Below are 15,961 nucleotides of genomic sequence, written 5' to 3'. Positions count from 1 at the left end.
TGGTCCGGGTTTATTTATATTTGGTCCATTTGATTTTAGCAGTCTCCAGCGGTTGATTGGAGTGCAAGACGAAGACTCCTGCGGGAAAAGTAGCTTATGTGAGACCCCGCAGGCTTGCCGAGGAGGCTCACGGGCTACCCGCGGAAAGCGTAGTCTTGCACGGAAATCATTAGCGGTATTAACAACTAACACTTCTATTGTTCGTCTTTATTTCGTGATTTTTAGTTTTTTCCCAGCCTCTTTTTATTATGTAATCTTGGATATTCATTAAAACCCGTGACGGTATCCCAAAACCCACCTCAACCTTTCCGATCATTAATCCATCATGTTTCGACAAAATTCTTATAGTGAAATAGTACCTGTCCCATTTTTAAAAAATCTCTGTAAAAGCTTCAAAATAGCTTTGACAATTGCCGTGGAACTAGCTATACTGACTTTAGATTATAAATAATCTGAAAATATAAAAATTTCAAATACCTTAAATTGGTAGTTGGAAAGAACTAGGGGGGAACCAACATGGAGAAACGTGCCCAGTTTGGAACACGAGCAGGATTTATTCTTGCTGCTGTCGGGTCAGCAATCGGTTTGGGAAACATTTGGCGTTTTCCGGCAGTAGCGTATGAAAATGGTGGAGGAGCATTCTTTATTCCTTATTTATTCGCTCTTCTTACAGCGGGAATTCCATTATTAGTGCTTGAATTTACGTTAGGTCATAAGTACCGTGGATCGGCACCACTATCTTATTTCCGTCTTAATAGGAAATCAGAGTGGCTTGGCTGGTGGCAAGTATTAATTGCATTTGTTATTTCTACCTATTATGCCGTCATCATCGCATGGGCGATGTCATACAGTGTATTTTCTTTCAATTTAGGTTGGGGGAAGGATACAGAGTCATTCTTATTCAACGACTATTTGAAGCTTACGGTTGATCCTGGTCAGACGGGCAGTATCGTTCCTGGAGTATTCATTCCACTTGTATTGGTATGGGTGATTACGTTAGGAATTCTTTTCAAAGGTGTAAAGAAGGGAATCGAAGTAGCGAATAAAATCTTTATTCCGGCACTAGTTATTTTATTCTTAATCATTGTTGTTCGCGCTTTAACGTTACCTGGAGCATTGGATGGTTTAGATGCATTCTTCAAACCGGATTTCAGCAAAATAGCTGACCCTGGTGTTTGGGTAGCGGCATACGGACAAATTTTCTTCAGTTTATCCATTGCATTTGCGATTATGATTACGTATTCCAGTTACCTTCCGAAGAAATCGGATATTACGAACAATGCGTTCATCACTGGCTTCAGTAACTCAGGGTTCGAATTGCTTGCAGGTATTGGGGTATTTGCTGCTTTAGGTTTCATGGCTCAATCTCAAGGTGTAGGTGTGCAGGAAGTAGTAAGTGGCGGAGTTGGACTGGCGTTTGTGGTATTCCCGCAAATCATTAACGAATTCCCGGCTCTTAACGGTTTATTCGGATTCCTGTTCTTTGCTTCCCTGGTTTTAGCGGGGCTGTCATCACTCATCTCGATTACGGAAACGTATGTAGCAGGGGTTTCTGAAAAGTTCGGAATTTCCCGTACGAAAGCCGTTCTATTCGGTGGAGGTCTTTCTGCTATCATTTCAATCTTATTTGCCACTCAGGGTGGATTGCTCTTCCTGGATGCGGCAGATTACTTTATCAACCAGTTTGGTGTAGCATTCGCCGGACTAGTTGAAGTATTAGTAATTGCCTGGTTCCTGCGTAAGTTAGGTACATTCCAATCTCACGCTAATGGAATCTCTGATATTCAGCTTGGTGCATGGTGGAAAGTATGTTTAGGAGTCATCACACCAATCGTTCTTGGTTGGATGATGTTCGGATTATTCAAAATGAATTTATTAAGAGAATTTGAAACTGAAACCGGAAACTATGGAGGTTACTCAGATGCCTTTATCCTTTACAGTGGATGGTTTGTAGCAGGATTTGCAATTCTTGCAGGTGTTGCCTTCTCATTCAAACGCTGGCATGCCAAAACAGAAGCTGAAAGCTATAAGGAGGTAAGCTAACATGACTGGTAGCGCAATTGCAATGATGGTTGTAGGGATGGTCATCATTTGGGGTGGATTAGCAGCTAGTATCATGAATGCTGTTTCCAAATCCAAAAAACAAGTGTAAAGAGTCAAAAGATGAAGCAGACGATGGGTTAACCATTGTCTGCTTTTTTAATGTTTTTTGCTTTTGATTCTGTCTTGACGTTCCCACATTCGTAAGTGAGGGTATGGGTCAAAGGACCATTCCGTTAAACCATTATCCTTGTACATTCCGTAGTGCAGATGGGGAGGGAATTTCCCTGATGTCCCTGGGGGTCCGTATCCAGAGCTACCGACACCGCCAATAACCATCCCCGGTTCCACCACTTGACCTACATGAAGATCTTTAGAGAAACCACTAAGGTGGGCAAAATAATGATAGGTATTATTAATGTCACGTATGCCGATACGCCAGCCTCCATATCGGTTCCATCCTTTCATCTCGATGATTCCATACGATGTTGCTCTTACAGGTACACCATAATCAGCAAAAAGGTCCGTCCCTTCATGAATCCGTCTTCCTCCCCAACCACGGGCGTCACCCCAAGTGTTCCGGTAACTGTAATTGAATCTGAGGGGAAGGGGGAAGGCTTTCTGGTTTAAATGGATGGTCCCGTATTGTTTATAGATTTTTGCATTTCCCATAATGATACTGACCGTTTTATCCCGTTTGTAGTAGTCCCACAGAGCGAGCTTGAAATTATCCCGGTCGATTCCGTAGCGTAATATAAAATCTGTCAAAGCAGCCAGTATATCTTCATCACTCTTAAGGCTTGCTTTTCCATCGAAGTCTCCATCCCGGCCAATCCCGTTAAATAGGGCAATGGTTTCAGGATTGTCGTCTTCCTGGGTAGGATTCAGAGGGCCGACCCATTTTTCAGGCTCCATATAGATTGATATAAGTGAAGAGGGCTTTTCCCTGTCTTTGCGGGCAAACCGTAGACTGCGTTCATACTGATCAACAGCAGCAAGATAGTACCAGGGAATATGAGTCAGAGCCTCGCTTTTCTGAAATAACTCCATCCTTTTCGTGTGAACCTGTTCGTCTGTCAGTTTTTCTGCAGCAAAGGTTTGATAAGGGCTTATCAACATGAAGAAAGCCACAAAGGCTAAGACCAATCGTTTGTACAAAATTATCCCTCCATTTTTAGGGTCCTACTACTAGTTTGTATCGTTCATCGGGATTCATAATCATCAATAAATGGTAATAGGGTATCACATGCTTGTTTTCACTTTTTTAGTATGATAAAGTGACAAAAGAAGTATATTGATGATGGCTTTTTTTACATAAGATGAACGATTTAGAAAGCGTTTCACTCTTTGCCTAAGTCAGAATTATTTAGGATTGGAGATGAGGGGTATGAGTAAGAAAGATGAGCACATTCGTAAACCGGATTGGCTTAAAATTAAGCTGAATACGAATGATAACTATATGGGCCTAAAGAAAATGATGCGTGAAAACAACCTTCACACGGTTTGTGAAGAGGCTCGTTGTCCTAATATTCATGAATGTTGGGGAACTAGAAGAACAGCTACCTTCATGATTCTTGGAGATATTTGTACACGAGCATGCCGTTTCTGCGCAGTGAAAACGGGCCTTCCAACTGAATTAGATCTGAAAGAACCAGAACGCGTGGCAGATTCTGTTCAATTAATGAACCTGAAGCACGTAGTTATTACAGCTGTTGCACGTGATGATCTGAAAGATGGTGGATCGCAGGTATTTGCTGAAACGGTTCGTGCCATTCGTCGTAAGAGCCCGTTCACTTCCATTGAAGTATTACCTTCCGATATGGGTGGAGTTTTTGATAATATCAAAACATTGATGGATGCAAAGCCAGACATCATGAACTACAATGTCGAAACCGTTCGTCGCTTGACTCCAAGAGTTCGTGCCCGCGCTACCTACGATCGCACATTGGAATTCCTGCGCCGTGCAAAAGAATTAAATCCGGAAATTCCAACAAAATCAAGTATCATGGTTGGTCTTGGGGAAACGAAGGAAGAAATTCTTGAAACAATGGATGATTTGCGTGCCAATCATGTTGATATTGTGACATTAGGTCAATACCTGCAACCATCGAAGAAACACTTGAAGGTGCAGAAATATTATCACCCTGATGAGTTTGCTGAACTACGTGAAGCTGCGATGGAAAAAGGCTTCAGTCACTGTGAAGCAGGACCACTCGTTCGATCTTCCTACCATGCCGATGAGCAAGTTAATGCAGCTGCCAAAGCAAGACAAGCAGCAGGAGAGCAAGAAGTTCAAAAGGCATAATTTTTCATATATAAAAGGACTGACTTGAAGGAGAAGATCTCTAACAGTCAGTCCTTTTTGTAGCAAAGAATATGGCATCCTGCAATGTTTGATGCCTGTCTCTACTGTCTTCTAATTATTCGACCATGTTATCTGTGTTATCTTTTCGCTTTTGGCGGTCTTTGTTGATTTTGTGGACGTCGTCGTCCTGCATTTCGTATTTCTCAGATGTCATTTCACCATTTGGATTTTCACCTGCGTCTACATTTCTTCCCTGAGGAGAATCCTGCAGCATAAGGTTGATGGTATCATCAATGGCTGTGTTGGCGTTACGGCTATCGCTATCCATTTTGGCCAGGTTTTCTACATTGCGCATCAGGCTCTTGTCATCGGTCACATATACATGGTACCAACGGGGAATAACCGACATCGCTGTTTTCTTTACTTGATCGGCTACTTCAAAGCGGCCATCTTTATCCTTTTTGTCCGTCACGTATGAAATCAGCACTTCTTCATCAGTGACAAGAGTGGAACAATCCTTGACATCTGGAAGGGATACACTCATTTTGCTGATCGTGTCGGCTACTTGTTCACGATTGATGCTGTACATATCCTTTGTGGAAATAGTTTGACCACCTGTAGGACTTTTCTGTTGGCGGACATAGCCAAAATCCTCACCGCGGTGAGCTCCTTTTTTCGTCCAGCTATTTTCGTTGTACAGGTCCTCGCGGTCATTCACGTTAATGGTATTTCCATTGTCGTGAAACATTTCTTCATTGGCCGTGTCAATTCCATCACAAGCAGTTCCGATTAGAGCAATACTTAGTACAGTTGTACCAAGAATGAATTTATTCAAGTTAAACACCCCCTATTTGATAGGGTGACCATGTCTTATGACAATTTTTCATAGTAATTAATGGACAATCCGTTATAATTTAAGATAAGGAAATGAAAGTGGGTGGACAAGATGATTTGTGTGCAGAATACATGCTACAAAATCGTTGAGGAATTTAGAGACGGGTTCAACGAGGAAGCATTTAAGGAAAGATATAGTGACATCTTAAGTAAATACGACTTTATCCTTGGGGATTGGGGATATGGCCAGCTCCGCTTAAAAGGGTTCTTTGATGATCATAATCAAAAAGCCTCTTTTGATACAAAGGTGAGCACACATAAGGATTACTTGTATGAATACTGTAACTTTGGCTGCGCTTATTTTCTTGTAAAAAAAGTAAATAAATAATGATGGAAAAGGAACAAACCGTCCAGTTTGTTCCTTTTGTTCCTTTACTTATTTTCAGTATATGGAGGTTCTTCATTCACATCGGGATCTGCATGAACAGGGTGTGATCCAGGCTCCTGACGTGGGATATCCTGATGAAGTGATTTGTTTTCATAGTTGAAAGCACTGTAATATCGCTGCCCTTCTTTCCAAGGAGTGCTCTTGTTCTCAACGGGAGTATGCTTTCCTCGGGGAGCGCCATATGGCCCTTCTGGCAGTGTTTCTGGCACGATGAAATTGCGGTAGGTTTCAACGTTGGAAAAGTCACTATATACTTCATCTTCTTTGTCTCTTGGTTCTCTACTCATTATATCTCCCACCTTTCATACTTGTAGTATGTGAGAGTGGGGTGTACTTCATTCTTAATAGTCCGCTGTAAGAGCGACTACATAATGATTTCTCCTAGAAAGTCCCTTAATTCATCGGCTTCTTCCTCCGTTAGCTTGAAGACACTTTCTACATATCCAGGTTCATCCAGGTCATCCCTGCCGACGATCGCAAATCGACTGCCTTGAAGGTCTAGTACTAAAGATTTTCCGTAATAGCGAGCTGTCTGGGTAATCGCTAAGTCGTAACGCTGATTTTCCCCCATAAAACTCACAAAGCGTGTTTTTGTATTTTCTGTATCATCGTATAAATAGAATCGTTCACTCATGACGATGTCCTCCTCTTTTTTTGCTTATTTCATCATAACAAACTGAGCTTAGAAATGCAGGATGTACCTGTATGACAGAGAAGAAAATATGTTAAAATAAAGGGAGGATCGTTCATAGAGAGGGGTGCACCATGTATTTTGTAGATAGAGAAAAAATCGAGGAAATATTATTGTATATGAATGAGCAGTTAAAGACTGTTAGTGAACATGATCAATGGGACGGGATATTAGAAAAATTAGCTTTGGAGCGAATGGTTCACACGATTATTGAATCTATACTCGATGTGGGAAACAGTATGATCGACGGTTTCATTATGAGAGACCCGGGAAGCTATGAGGATATTATTGATATTCTTCTGGATGAAAAGGTCATTGGAGACAAGATGAGTGAGGATCTTAAACGTCTTGTAGCAGAGCGTAAGGTTCTTGTTCAAGAATATACGAACATCCAACATGAGCAATTACATACGATTTTAAACGAGGTATTCCTCTCATTAGAGAAGTTTCCCCAACAGGTTCGCAGCTACCTTGAAAATGAATTGGGACCTGTGTCTGCATTTAAAAATTAATCAGCATTTGACAGCGCTTTCTATATAGGGAGCGTTTTGTTTTATTTATGGAATGTATTTTACCGAAAATAGCACAGGCCCTACAGGTATTTGGACATACTATACACAAGTATACGGAGGTACAAAATGAATGAAGGAATATAAAGGTTACTTAATTGATTTAGATGGAACAATGTATAAAGGAAAAGAGAAAATCGAAGAAGCAGGAGATTTTGTTAAACGATTACAAAAAAAGGGATTACCTTACCTGTTTGTCACCAATAATTCTTCGAGAAGACCGGAACAGGTTGCTGAAAAATTGCAGTCCTTTGATATCCCTGCCACGAAGGAACAGGTATTTACTACGTCAATGGCGACAGCTCAGTTTATGGCGAAGAAAAAGCCAAATGGGACGGCGTATGTCATCGGGGAAGAAGGAATCCGTTCGGCACTGGAGGAAAATGGCATCACCCTTCAGGATGAGAAACCTGATTTTGTGGTAGTGGGAATTGATCGTGATATTAATTACGAGAAGCTATCCCTTGCTTGTTTAGGCGTGAGAAATGGAGCTACCTTTATTTCAACCAATGGGGATATCGCGATTCCGACTGAAAGAGGGCTGCTTCCGGGGAACGGTTCCCTTACGTCAGTTGTCACAGTTTCCACACAAACTGAACCAGTCTTTATCGGGAAGCCTGAATCGATCATTATGGAGCAGGCGCTATCTGTACTGGGGGTGCCTAAGAAAGATACGTTAATGGTTGGGGATAATTATGATACAGATATACTAGCGGGGATAAACGCCGGACTTGATACACTGCTTGTTCATACAGGTGTAACAACGAAAGAAGCTTTGAGTGCGAAGCATATTCAGCCAACCTATACAATTGAAACGTTAGATGATTGGGATATATAATATTAAAGAAAGTGGGGGCTGTATTTATAGCCGCCACTTCCTTTAAACCCTTCTGAGTACTCAAATAGAAAAAAATTCTTGTATTAGTAACATATTCATAATAGACAACATTCGTCCGTATAAGTAAAATAGAACTAGTGTTAAAAGAAGTAATCAAAATACTATTTATACTCCGGGACCTATGTAATGGTCTTTTTAACGACTATCTATGCCTCTATAGATAGTGGGTGAGTATAATAATAGCAGGTACGAAAATTATACTCCTAAAGTATTATGTGATTTTTCCTCTAACTAACTTTTCCATTACAGATATTTGAGTACTCAGAAGGACTAGAAAGACAGGATTTGAAAAAACAATAAGAAAATAAAGATTTTTCTTAAAAAATATTACGAAATGAAGTGTAAAGGTATTTAACTAGGGTAAACATCTAAGGTAGTAGGGGACTATTAGCGTTGATACCTTTTCAATTTCTAACTATTCTTTACGAATGCAAACAACTTTAAGAATGAAAGTCACTGTTTCTTAATTGATTTTCGAAACATTCCACGTCATTTCTAAAGAATTTTTAAAAGGGTAGTGAGGTAATGAGTATTACAGTTACAGGACTTGTCGGAAAGAAAATAAGGCACCATAGAAGAGCAAAAGAAATCACCATACAAGAATTAAGTCACAAATGTGGATTAACGGTTAATTATATTTCGTTGATTGAAAAGGGAGAGGCGAACCCGTCCCTGAACAAGTTGAATGCCATCGTGTGTGCTCTGGATGTACAGTGGGAAGACATTATGCCGACTTGCGAGGAACACGAAGACATCTACAATCAAACGATTCTTTAATGAACTAATTTTCTCTTTTTAATTTCTTGTTCGATCAGAATGATGAATTCATTACTGAGTTTTAACTGTTTTGCTTTCTTATAAGCATCAATAAGGGCCTGGTCACTTAGGAGCCGGATAGGGTTTCACCTCAATTATTCTTCGTATGTAGCATGTGAAATTCTCTCGAATCTCATAAAAGTGATAGCCTTTATTTGATGTTTATTCACACAGAAGCCTTGTTACAACTATATTGATGTTAATTACAACTATAGTTGTAATTATATAAAACTATTCATCGATGTGCAATAATAAAGTTAGTTAAATGGATCTATTTATATGTAGTATGTAATCTTTTAGGAATACAGTATGATTATTTTGTTAGCGTATTTATCCACTTCTTCTATCACTAAAAAATCAGACGACCCATGTCGTCTGATTTGGATACTTCTTCAGCCTCATTCTGCGCATTTCGCCCTGTGTGCCAACCGACTGGAAGCAGCCGCTGCGATAGCTCCGACAATATCATCCAGAAAGGTATGACACATACCAGATGATTTATCATTTAGCCTCTCCAGAATTCCAGGTTTTTGCTTGTCGATATATCCGTAGTTTGTAAATCCGATCGATCCATATACATTCACAATCGAAAAGGCCAGGATTTCATCCACACCGTATAGTCCTTCATCTACCTCAATAATCGCTTGAAGCGGTTCTTCAAGCATCTTTTTCTCAGCCAATATATCAAGTTGAATACCTGTCAGTATTGCATTCTGTACTTCCCGCTTCGTTAACACACGTTCAACATTATAGACACATTCCTTTAGTTCAAGATCAGGATGATATTTTTGTTGAAGGTACATGACCAATTGAGCGATATCTTCAATCTCCACTCCTCTTTCATGCAGCCATTTACGTGCCGTTTTCTCTAATAAATCCATTGATTCTTTATCCTTCATCCTATTCACCTTTTCTTTGAAAGATTATAAAACCCCTATTTCGATTAGACGAAGCCTTGTTTTACACATATGATTCCTATTTAAAAAATAGACATAATAATAGCTTCTACTCTCATTCTTGCCCATCTCCAGTTTGAGATATTCATAAATGTCTTTAAAGGTTATATTCATATAATGCGTGTCCTTCAAAATGAAGGAAATGACAATATGAAAAACAGTTTTTGACACAGATACAGATCACCCTGCGAAAAAGAAAAAGACGGTCACGTTAGATAGGAGAGATCAATATGTCTCAAGAAATATTAATCAATCATTTTGGATTGCACCCAGAGAGGGCATTCTTTGATGGAATGATGAATCGATATATGGTTGGGGGGTTAGTATATAGTATTGTCGGCGTAACGAATATGGAACAAGAAACCTTAGTGGAACTCTACAAATTGGCAGAACACCTTAAAAGTCAGGGGGACCGCCATGTTTCAACCTTCGTTCCTAACAACGAAGGGAGATTTCTTGTTGTAGAAAAAGATCAAGACTTTGTGGTGCTGCGAAATGAAAGCATTCAATCCCCCCCAGATAATAAGCTGGGAAGAAAGTTAAGTAAATTCCATTTCAGGGGACGGACCTTTGAAGAAAAAGTCGAGAAAATAAATCGTATGGGCCAGTGGAAGAGTCTGTGGGAAAAGCGGCTGGACCAGTTAGAAAAAGCGTACTATCAGGTTATACAGGATCAGCCGGTTGATGAGTTTGAGCGGCGTTTTGTTGAGAGCTATCCTTATTACAGTGCTTTGTCAGAAAACGCCATTCAGTACCTGGTGGATACAGAGCTTGATGAGGACCCAAAGCAAGAGGATGCAGGCACGATTTGCCACGAACGTTTTCTTCAATCGACATGGGGGACTGAAGTGTGCATTCATTTTCCATTTCAGTGGGTGTTCGATCACTGCAGTAGGGACATAGCGGAGTGGGTGAGAGAAAGATATTTCATGAAAAGCCAAACGTTTCACCCTGAGCTTCAGGAATTTATGAGAGAGTATGAATCCATCACCCCACTTTCACCATTCTCATGGAGACTGTTGTATTCACGACTTCTGTTTCCTCTGCATTATTTCGAATGCATCGAGGAATATTATATTTCAGAATCTGAGCAGAAGAAGAAGGTAGTAGAAGAGAGGCTGGAGAACTATTTGAAAAATTCCCATCAATATGAGGCATTCCTGTCTGACTTTTACCATATGTCGGAAGTTCCGGTGAAAAAATGGGGAATTCCACTTGTTGCATGGCTTTAAACGATCAATGTCTTCACAGACCCGAACCCCCTGTATACCTTCATTTTTATGCTAAACTGTAGGAAAGCGAAGTGAAGGTAGGGAATCCATATGAAGCCATCCATATACATTACGAGAAAATTGCCTGAATCAGTGATTACACCATTGCAGAATGAATTTGAAGTCGACATGTGGGAACATGAGGATGTTCCGGTACCAAGGGATATTCTTCTCCGTAAAGCAGAGAGCGCTACTGCTTTACTTACTATGCTGTCTGACCGGATAGACAAGGAGCTATTACAGAAATCTCCTTCTTTGAAGGTCGTGGCCAATCTTGCTGTTGGCTATGACAATATAGATCTGGAAGCGGCAAAGGAATTGTGCGTAACCATTTGCAACACGCCTGATGTCCTAACGGAAACGACTGCCGACCTAACATTTGCTCTGTTAATGGCGACGGCAAGACGAATCGTTGAAGCGGATCGTTATATTAAAGAAGGAAAGTGGAAAAGCTGGTCACCGCTTCTCCTTTCCGGCATGGATATTCATCACAAAACCATCGGCATCGTCGGAATGGGAAGTATCGGCGAAGCAGTGGCCAGAAGAGCCAAGGGGTTCAATATGAATGTTCTGTATCATAATCGTTCCAGGAAGCATGAAGCGGAAAGAGCCCTTGGAGTAAAATATTCAACATTTGAAGACCTTTTAATCCAGTCGGATTTTGTCGTTGTGCTTGCTCCACTGAATGCGGAAACGCAAGGCATGTTCCAGGAAGAGCAATTCACCATGATGAAAAAAACAGGGATTTTCATCAATGCAGCCCGTGGTGCAATTGTAAATGAAGAGGCATTAGAAAAAGCATTGAAGAGGGGTGACATTGCAGGTGCTGGATTGGATGTATTCGAAGCAGAGCCGATTGATGCCGATCATCCTCTTCTTGCATTAGATCAAGTTGTCGCCATCCCCCATATTGGCAGCTCTTCGAAAGAAACTCGTTATGAAATGATGGCCTTATGCGTTGAGAACATTCTGGCAGTAATAAAAGGAGATCAACCGAAGACAGAAGTACAATGAAAAAAAAGCCTAAATCCGATTAAGGATTTAGGCTTTAAGGTGTATTGGATTAGAATACTTGCTCTACTTCAACAATACCAGGAACTTCTTCCACTAAAGCGCGTTCGATTCCTGCTTTTAGTGTGATTGTTGAACTTGGGCAGCTTCCACAAGCACCTAGAAGGCGTAATTTAACGATTCCGTCTTCAACGTCCACTAGTTCACAGTCTCCACCATCGCGAAGTAGGAACGGACGTAATTTATCTAATACTTCCTGAACTGGTGCAATCATTTCGTTTTCAGCCATAATTATCTACTCCTTTCCTTACTCTCTATTATAATGACATATTCACAAAAAATCTATCAACCTGCAAACTATTGGGAATTTCTTTTTTGGAAATTGATTATTACGGAAATCCCACTGACTTTGAGTAACTCCAAGAAAAGTGAATTTACCATGAGTTTAGTGTAAAAACATGGACCGTTCCTTTCCGCTCCAGGCACTTGCTTTCCGCGGGGAGGAAGTCAAGCCTCCTCAGGCTTTGCCCTGCGGGGTCTCGACTTTTCCTCTACATCCGCAGGAGTCAAGTGCCTTCCGCTCCAATCCACTCTGTGCTTCTATTTTAAGACAATTTCAATCTTGAGAAACTTCACATCAAGCTTCTGCCTGTGTTATCCCAATAGACCTATGTCATTCAATTCTCTTCAGGGAGAATCAATTTTTAAAAACTGAAATACATTTCGCAGTGTTGGATTTCCCCTTTTGTTCTAGAAGAGTTGTAAAAATCACTTGGAGATAATTTTAATTAGACTGTTTTCTCTCTTATAAGCTAGGTCACGAAATCTTCAATGGATGGTGGGGGAACTGCGGAGACTCCTGCGGAAGTACGGTCGTGCCGAGACCCCGGAAGCGAAGCTGAGGAGGCTCGGCCAAGCGGAGCGGTTCCCCTCACCATCCAGCACATACTGGATGACAGAGCACATAGCAGTTCTCATGTAATAAAAAGAAAAGCTTTGCGAACAGCGCATAAGAAATTTTTTAAAAGCAATTTCCAGTACAGAAATTCATACATTATCGTTCCAACCAGGCTGCTTTTTTTGTAAAATAAACATGAGAGGGAAAACAAAGGGGAGAGAGAAATGGAGCGTAAGCCTGTAGAACTTTATGTATATGGGGCAGAAATACTTTGTCCAAGCTGCGTGAATTTACCATCATCGAAAGAAACGTACGAATGGCTTGAGGCTGCTGTCAGTCGGAAGTACCCAAACCAGCCATTCGTGATTAAATATGTAGATATTCACAATCCTCCTGAAGATGAAGTCGTTAAGCAATTTGCTACAAGAGTCATCGAAGAGGATATGTTTTATCCGATTGTCCTGTTAGAAGGAAATATTGTCGGCGAAGGGAATCCCCGTTTAAAAACGATTTACTCTGAGCTTGAAAAGTATGGGTATAAAGCGGTTTAATTCGTGGGAATTGAAATAGGCTTTTTTCGATGGATTATAGAGCTGCACCAAAAAAAGAACCGCACATCAATCGCGGTTCTTTTTTACATCAACCATTATGATACTTATACATCCACAACACACCGGATTTCAACAGTCGAGCAACACGACCTGTGATGGAGCGCTCGTTTACCAGGCCGAAACCATGTTTCTTTCCGAGTGAACCGAGAATTCCTTTAAGTTTGATCTTAGGTAATTCTGCAGGGAGTTCTTCGTTTTTCCAACGTTTAAGTAAAACTGTCACGATTTGTTCTGCTTGTCCCTCAGCCAGTTGAGCACTTGGAGCTTGAGGAAGGCTTGCGCAGTCACCAACCACGTACACATTTTCATCCTGAGGCAGGTTATGATACTTTGTCAGAATGACGCGACCGCTTGCATCTTTTTCAACATTCATATCGCGGACGACCTTGCTTGGCTGAATACCTGCCGTCCATACGATGGCATCGCAAAAGATTTGTTCTTCATGATTATGAAGCGTATTTGGTTCCACTCTTGTAATATTCGAACCATTGACGATGTCAACGTCATTTTCGTCGAACCAACTGTGAACATAAGAGCTTAGACGCTCAGGGAAGGCATTAAGAATACGCGGACCTCGATCGAATAGCTTTATTTTCAAATCAGAACGGCTCTCACGAAGCTCACTCGCAAGCTCGATCCCGCTTAAACCGGCTCCAACGATTCCTACGATCGAACCAGCTGGAAGATTACATAAGGTTTGATATGTCTTACGGGATTTTTCAATTGTTTGAATGGAGTACGTATGTTCATCTGCACCAGGTACATTATGATACTTATCCTCACAACCGAGTCCTATCACCAGGTCGTCATACGGAACTGGATCTTGATCTTTCATATTTACGAGTTTGTTTTCCATGTCCACTCCGGAAATATCTCCGTACACGTAGGATAAACGGGCATGTTCCGGGAATGATACGCGTACATGTTGATCTGAAATCGTACCAGCGGCTAAAGCATAGTATTCCGTCTTAAGGCAGTGGTAAGGATTTCGATCAATCAGGGTAATCGATACATCTTCAGGTAATTGGTTGGGTAATAAGCGAAGAAGAACGCGCATGTTCCCATATCCTCCGCCAAGCAGCACTAATTGTTTCATGAAAAATTTCCCCTTTTTTGCACTCTACATTATGAATGAAATAGTGTGTTTGTATGTGATGTATATCCCATAAATAGTATGGGACGGGATTGAAAGGACATTCACGCCGAAACGGGTCCTGAAAAAGTAAGCATTTTCAATATGAAGCATAATTCGCGCAATTATCATATTAGTAAACCTATTAACATTAAAAGTATATCGAAATAACGGCATTTTCACAACAGAAATAAGCGAAAATGTTCACAATCTGTTATACCATTACATGGAACTGAAATGATTGACGATAATGATAAAAAAAGGTAGCATAACAAAGAGTAGTGAGGTGATAGAATTGAAACCTATTATAGAATTTTGTATAAGCAATCTTGCTAGTGGTGCGCAAAAAGCGCTTGAAATATTAGAGAGGGACCCCAACCTTGATGTTATTGAGTATGGATGCCTGGGTTATTGCGGAAAATGCGCCCAATCCTTTTATGCTCTCGTCAATGGTGAAGTGGTAACAGGGGATACACCTGAAGAACTGGTGGATCATATCTATCAATTTCTTGAAGAGAATCCGATGTTCTAAAAAAAAGCTGGTCTTTCGACTGGCTTATTTTTTTGGCTTTTTAAACTGTGTATGTGTTCTGGAATGTAAAAAAACCAGTGGACACTGGTTTACTTCTACAAAGACTTTGCTTCTTTATAACGATCCCGAATTTCGTACCAGCTCTCTCTGGCCATTTCAACAATCTTCGGTTCAGTGGAGAGATGTTGTTTACTAATGATTTTAGATAAATATACGACCGATTCCTCGATTTTATCCTGTCTTCTTAATAATTCCGCTATGATATACAGTAGTTTAGTTTCGGACATCGAAGAACCTGATACGCCGTCAGTCAAATAGGCATCAATATATTCATGTGTAGCAAGGTTAATGAATCGTCTTTCCTGTTCTTTTTCACCTGTCTTTCGATAAAGCCAGGCAGTCCGGAGATATAAGCCTGCTATGGTCACCTTTTTCTCTTTTTTAATAAGGGCACAGTAGGCGGCCAATTTATATGTATTTATCCCATCGTCATATGACCTCAGCTTTCCATAATCCTGTGGCTGCCAGTGCAGGCTGATTTTCTTTTCCAGATCTGCTTTGAGAACAGGAGGTATGTACGCTGTGAAATCATCTGTATATGAGAATCCACACTTTGGACAAACAGAAACGTTATAGAGTAAAGGGTTGACATCCTTTGAATCATACAGGGGACAAAAGTCACTGTCGTATCCAACTACCTTCACAAAACGGGATCTGATCCTTGTTGTACTGTACGAGTGTTTACACGAAAGACACCGTGTTTTTTTATCATAAAAGGGTGTCACTACCGTCATGAATACCACCTCATAATCGGGACTATTTTCCCTTATTATACCTCGAGGGAAGGATGAAGGACCAGTGTTTTTGAAGGGGATAAGTAAAAAAGTCACGGTTTACTGATAAGGATAAAAAGTTTCCTTCCAATCATTCACCAAAGCCCCTTTGGTTG

21 protein-coding genes are annotated in these 15,961 nt (G+C 40.7%); 12 read left to right on the top strand and 9 right to left on the bottom strand.

Going from position 1 to position 15,961, the window contains the following annotated elements; all coding sequences use genetic code 11:
- Positions 1-52 precede the first annotated feature (52 nt).
- The 3 genes from ACXAF2_RS08115 to ACXAF2_RS08105 all read left to right on the top strand — a co-directional run bounded on the left by ACXAF2_RS08115 (position 53) and on the right by ACXAF2_RS08105 (position 2,152).
- Complete coding sequence (locus tag ACXAF2_RS08115; RefSeq protein WP_475138098.1) at positions 53-271, top strand: hypothetical protein; 219 nt, start codon at positions 53-55, stop codon at positions 269-271.
- A gap of 245 nt (positions 272-516) precedes the next feature.
- The gene (locus ACXAF2_RS08110; protein WP_475138097.1) at positions 517-2,043 is read left to right on the top strand and encodes a sodium-dependent transporter; all 1,527 of its coding nucleotides are present in this window, start codon (positions 517-519) and stop codon (positions 2,041-2,043) included.
- Between the two features lies 1 nt (position 2,044).
- Positions 2,045-2,152 carry a methionine/alanine import family NSS transporter small subunit gene (locus tag ACXAF2_RS08105; RefSeq protein ID WP_201714229.1) on the top strand — a complete coding sequence of 36 codons (108 nt, stop codon included), beginning with the start codon at positions 2,045-2,047 and terminating at the stop codon, positions 2,150-2,152.
- Positions 2,153-2,199: 47 nt separating this feature from the next.
- Here ACXAF2_RS08105 and ACXAF2_RS08100 read toward each other — a convergent pair whose 3' ends face one another.
- Positions 2,200-3,159 (bottom strand): M23 family metallopeptidase, encoded by a 960-nt coding sequence (locus ACXAF2_RS08100; protein WP_475139149.1) that lies wholly within the window; start codon positions 3,157-3,159, stop codon positions 2,200-2,202.
- A gap of 268 nt (positions 3,160-3,427) precedes the next feature.
- Between ACXAF2_RS08100 and lipA the strand changes: the two genes are divergently transcribed.
- Positions 3,428-4,345, top strand: coding sequence for a lipoyl synthase (gene lipA / locus ACXAF2_RS08095; protein WP_148970786.1), 918 nt, complete (start codon positions 3,428-3,430; stop codon positions 4,343-4,345).
- A 115-nt stretch (positions 4,346-4,460) separates the two neighbouring features.
- Here lipA and ACXAF2_RS08090 read toward each other — a convergent pair whose 3' ends face one another.
- A complete protein-coding gene (locus tag ACXAF2_RS08090; protein ID WP_475138096.1) occupies positions 4,461-5,180 on the bottom strand; it encodes a YhcN/YlaJ family sporulation lipoprotein in 720 nt (239 codons plus the stop codon).
- A gap of 111 nt (positions 5,181-5,291) precedes the next feature.
- On the opposite strand from ACXAF2_RS08090, the gene ACXAF2_RS08085 reads away from it, so the two are divergent.
- Positions 5,292-5,567 (top strand): YutD family protein, encoded by a 276-nt coding sequence (locus ACXAF2_RS08085; protein ID WP_475139147.1) that lies wholly within the window; start codon positions 5,292-5,294, stop codon positions 5,565-5,567.
- 44 nt (positions 5,568-5,611) lie between these two features.
- Here the strand turns inward: ACXAF2_RS08085 and ACXAF2_RS08080 are convergent, their stop codons facing one another.
- The gene (locus tag ACXAF2_RS08080) at positions 5,612-5,914 is read right to left on the bottom strand and encodes a cytosolic protein (protein WP_475138095.1); all 303 of its coding nucleotides are present in this window, start codon (positions 5,912-5,914) and stop codon (positions 5,612-5,614) included.
- Between the two features lie 77 nt (positions 5,915-5,991).
- Positions 5,992-6,261 (bottom strand): DUF3055 domain-containing protein, encoded by a 270-nt coding sequence (locus ACXAF2_RS08075; RefSeq protein ID WP_148970783.1) that lies wholly within the window; start codon positions 6,259-6,261, stop codon positions 5,992-5,994.
- Between the two features lie 131 nt (positions 6,262-6,392).
- Here ACXAF2_RS08075 and ACXAF2_RS08070 point away from each other — a divergent pair, with 131 nt between their 5' ends.
- The 3 genes from ACXAF2_RS08070 (at position 6,393) to ACXAF2_RS08060 (ending at position 8,562) form a co-directional block, all read left to right on the top strand.
- Entirely contained in the window at positions 6,393-6,830 is a 438-nt protein-coding gene (locus ACXAF2_RS08070) for a DUF86 domain-containing protein (RefSeq protein WP_475138094.1), read from the top strand.
- Between the two features lie 130 nt (positions 6,831-6,960).
- The gene (locus ACXAF2_RS08065; protein ID WP_475138093.1) at positions 6,961-7,725 is read left to right on the top strand and encodes a TIGR01457 family HAD-type hydrolase; all 765 of its coding nucleotides are present in this window, start codon (positions 6,961-6,963) and stop codon (positions 7,723-7,725) included.
- Between the two features lie 585 nt (positions 7,726-8,310).
- Positions 8,311-8,562, top strand: coding sequence for a helix-turn-helix domain-containing protein (locus ACXAF2_RS08060; protein WP_098350080.1), 252 nt, complete (start codon positions 8,311-8,313; stop codon positions 8,560-8,562).
- On the opposite strand, the gene sda is transcribed toward ACXAF2_RS08060, so the two are convergent.
- Together sda and ACXAF2_RS08050 are read right to left on the bottom strand one after the other, a co-directional pair.
- A complete protein-coding gene (sda, locus tag ACXAF2_RS08055; protein WP_113969158.1) occupies positions 8,559-8,681 on the bottom strand; it encodes a sporulation histidine kinase inhibitor Sda in 123 nt (40 codons plus the stop codon). The two genes, ACXAF2_RS08060 and sda, sit on opposite strands and share 4 nt — an antisense overlap.
- A gap of 318 nt (positions 8,682-8,999) precedes the next feature.
- On the bottom strand, positions 9,000-9,500 hold the full coding sequence (locus ACXAF2_RS08050) for a phosphatidylglycerophosphatase A family protein (RefSeq protein ID WP_113968983.1): 501 nt from the start codon (positions 9,498-9,500) through the stop codon (positions 9,000-9,002).
- Positions 9,501-9,787: 287 nt separating this feature from the next.
- Between ACXAF2_RS08050 and yutH the strand changes: the two genes are divergently transcribed.
- A complete protein-coding gene (yutH, locus tag ACXAF2_RS08045) occupies positions 9,788-10,789 on the top strand; it encodes a spore coat putative kinase YutH (protein WP_475138092.1) in 1,002 nt (333 codons plus the stop codon).
- Between the two features lie 90 nt (positions 10,790-10,879).
- Positions 10,880-11,842 (top strand): 2-hydroxyacid dehydrogenase, encoded by a 963-nt coding sequence (locus ACXAF2_RS08040; protein ID WP_475138091.1) that lies wholly within the window; start codon positions 10,880-10,882, stop codon positions 11,840-11,842.
- 49 nt (positions 11,843-11,891) lie between these two features.
- On the opposite strand, the gene ACXAF2_RS08035 is transcribed toward ACXAF2_RS08040, so the two are convergent.
- Positions 11,892-12,128, bottom strand: coding sequence for a NifU family protein (locus ACXAF2_RS08035; protein ID WP_034763763.1), 237 nt, complete (start codon positions 12,126-12,128; stop codon positions 11,892-11,894).
- An 833-nt stretch (positions 12,129-12,961) separates the two neighbouring features.
- On the opposite strand from ACXAF2_RS08035, the gene ACXAF2_RS08030 reads away from it, so the two are divergent.
- Positions 12,962-13,288, top strand: a complete 327-nt coding sequence (locus ACXAF2_RS08030) for a YuzD family protein (RefSeq protein WP_475138090.1) — start codon at positions 12,962-12,964, stop codon at positions 13,286-13,288.
- A gap of 88 nt (positions 13,289-13,376) precedes the next feature.
- Here the strand turns inward: ACXAF2_RS08030 and ACXAF2_RS08025 are convergent, their stop codons facing one another.
- Positions 13,377-14,444, bottom strand: a complete 1,068-nt coding sequence (locus tag ACXAF2_RS08025; protein ID WP_148970776.1) for an NAD(P)/FAD-dependent oxidoreductase — start codon at positions 14,442-14,444, stop codon at positions 13,377-13,379.
- A 331-nt stretch (positions 14,445-14,775) separates the two neighbouring features.
- Between ACXAF2_RS08025 and ACXAF2_RS08020 the strand changes: the two genes are divergently transcribed.
- Entirely contained in the window at positions 14,776-15,012 is a 237-nt protein-coding gene (locus ACXAF2_RS08020; RefSeq protein ID WP_173107417.1) for a YuzB family protein, read from the top strand.
- 95 nt (positions 15,013-15,107) lie between these two features.
- Here the strand turns inward: ACXAF2_RS08020 and ACXAF2_RS08015 are convergent, their stop codons facing one another.
- A complete protein-coding gene (locus tag ACXAF2_RS08015; protein ID WP_475138089.1) occupies positions 15,108-15,806 on the bottom strand; it encodes a DUF2225 domain-containing protein in 699 nt (232 codons plus the stop codon).
- Between the last annotated feature and the right edge of the window lie 155 nt (positions 15,807-15,961).

Source organism: Rossellomorea sp. ABR4_004 (assembly GCF_056159585.1).
This window is presented reverse-complemented; position numbering and strand designations above follow the sequence as displayed.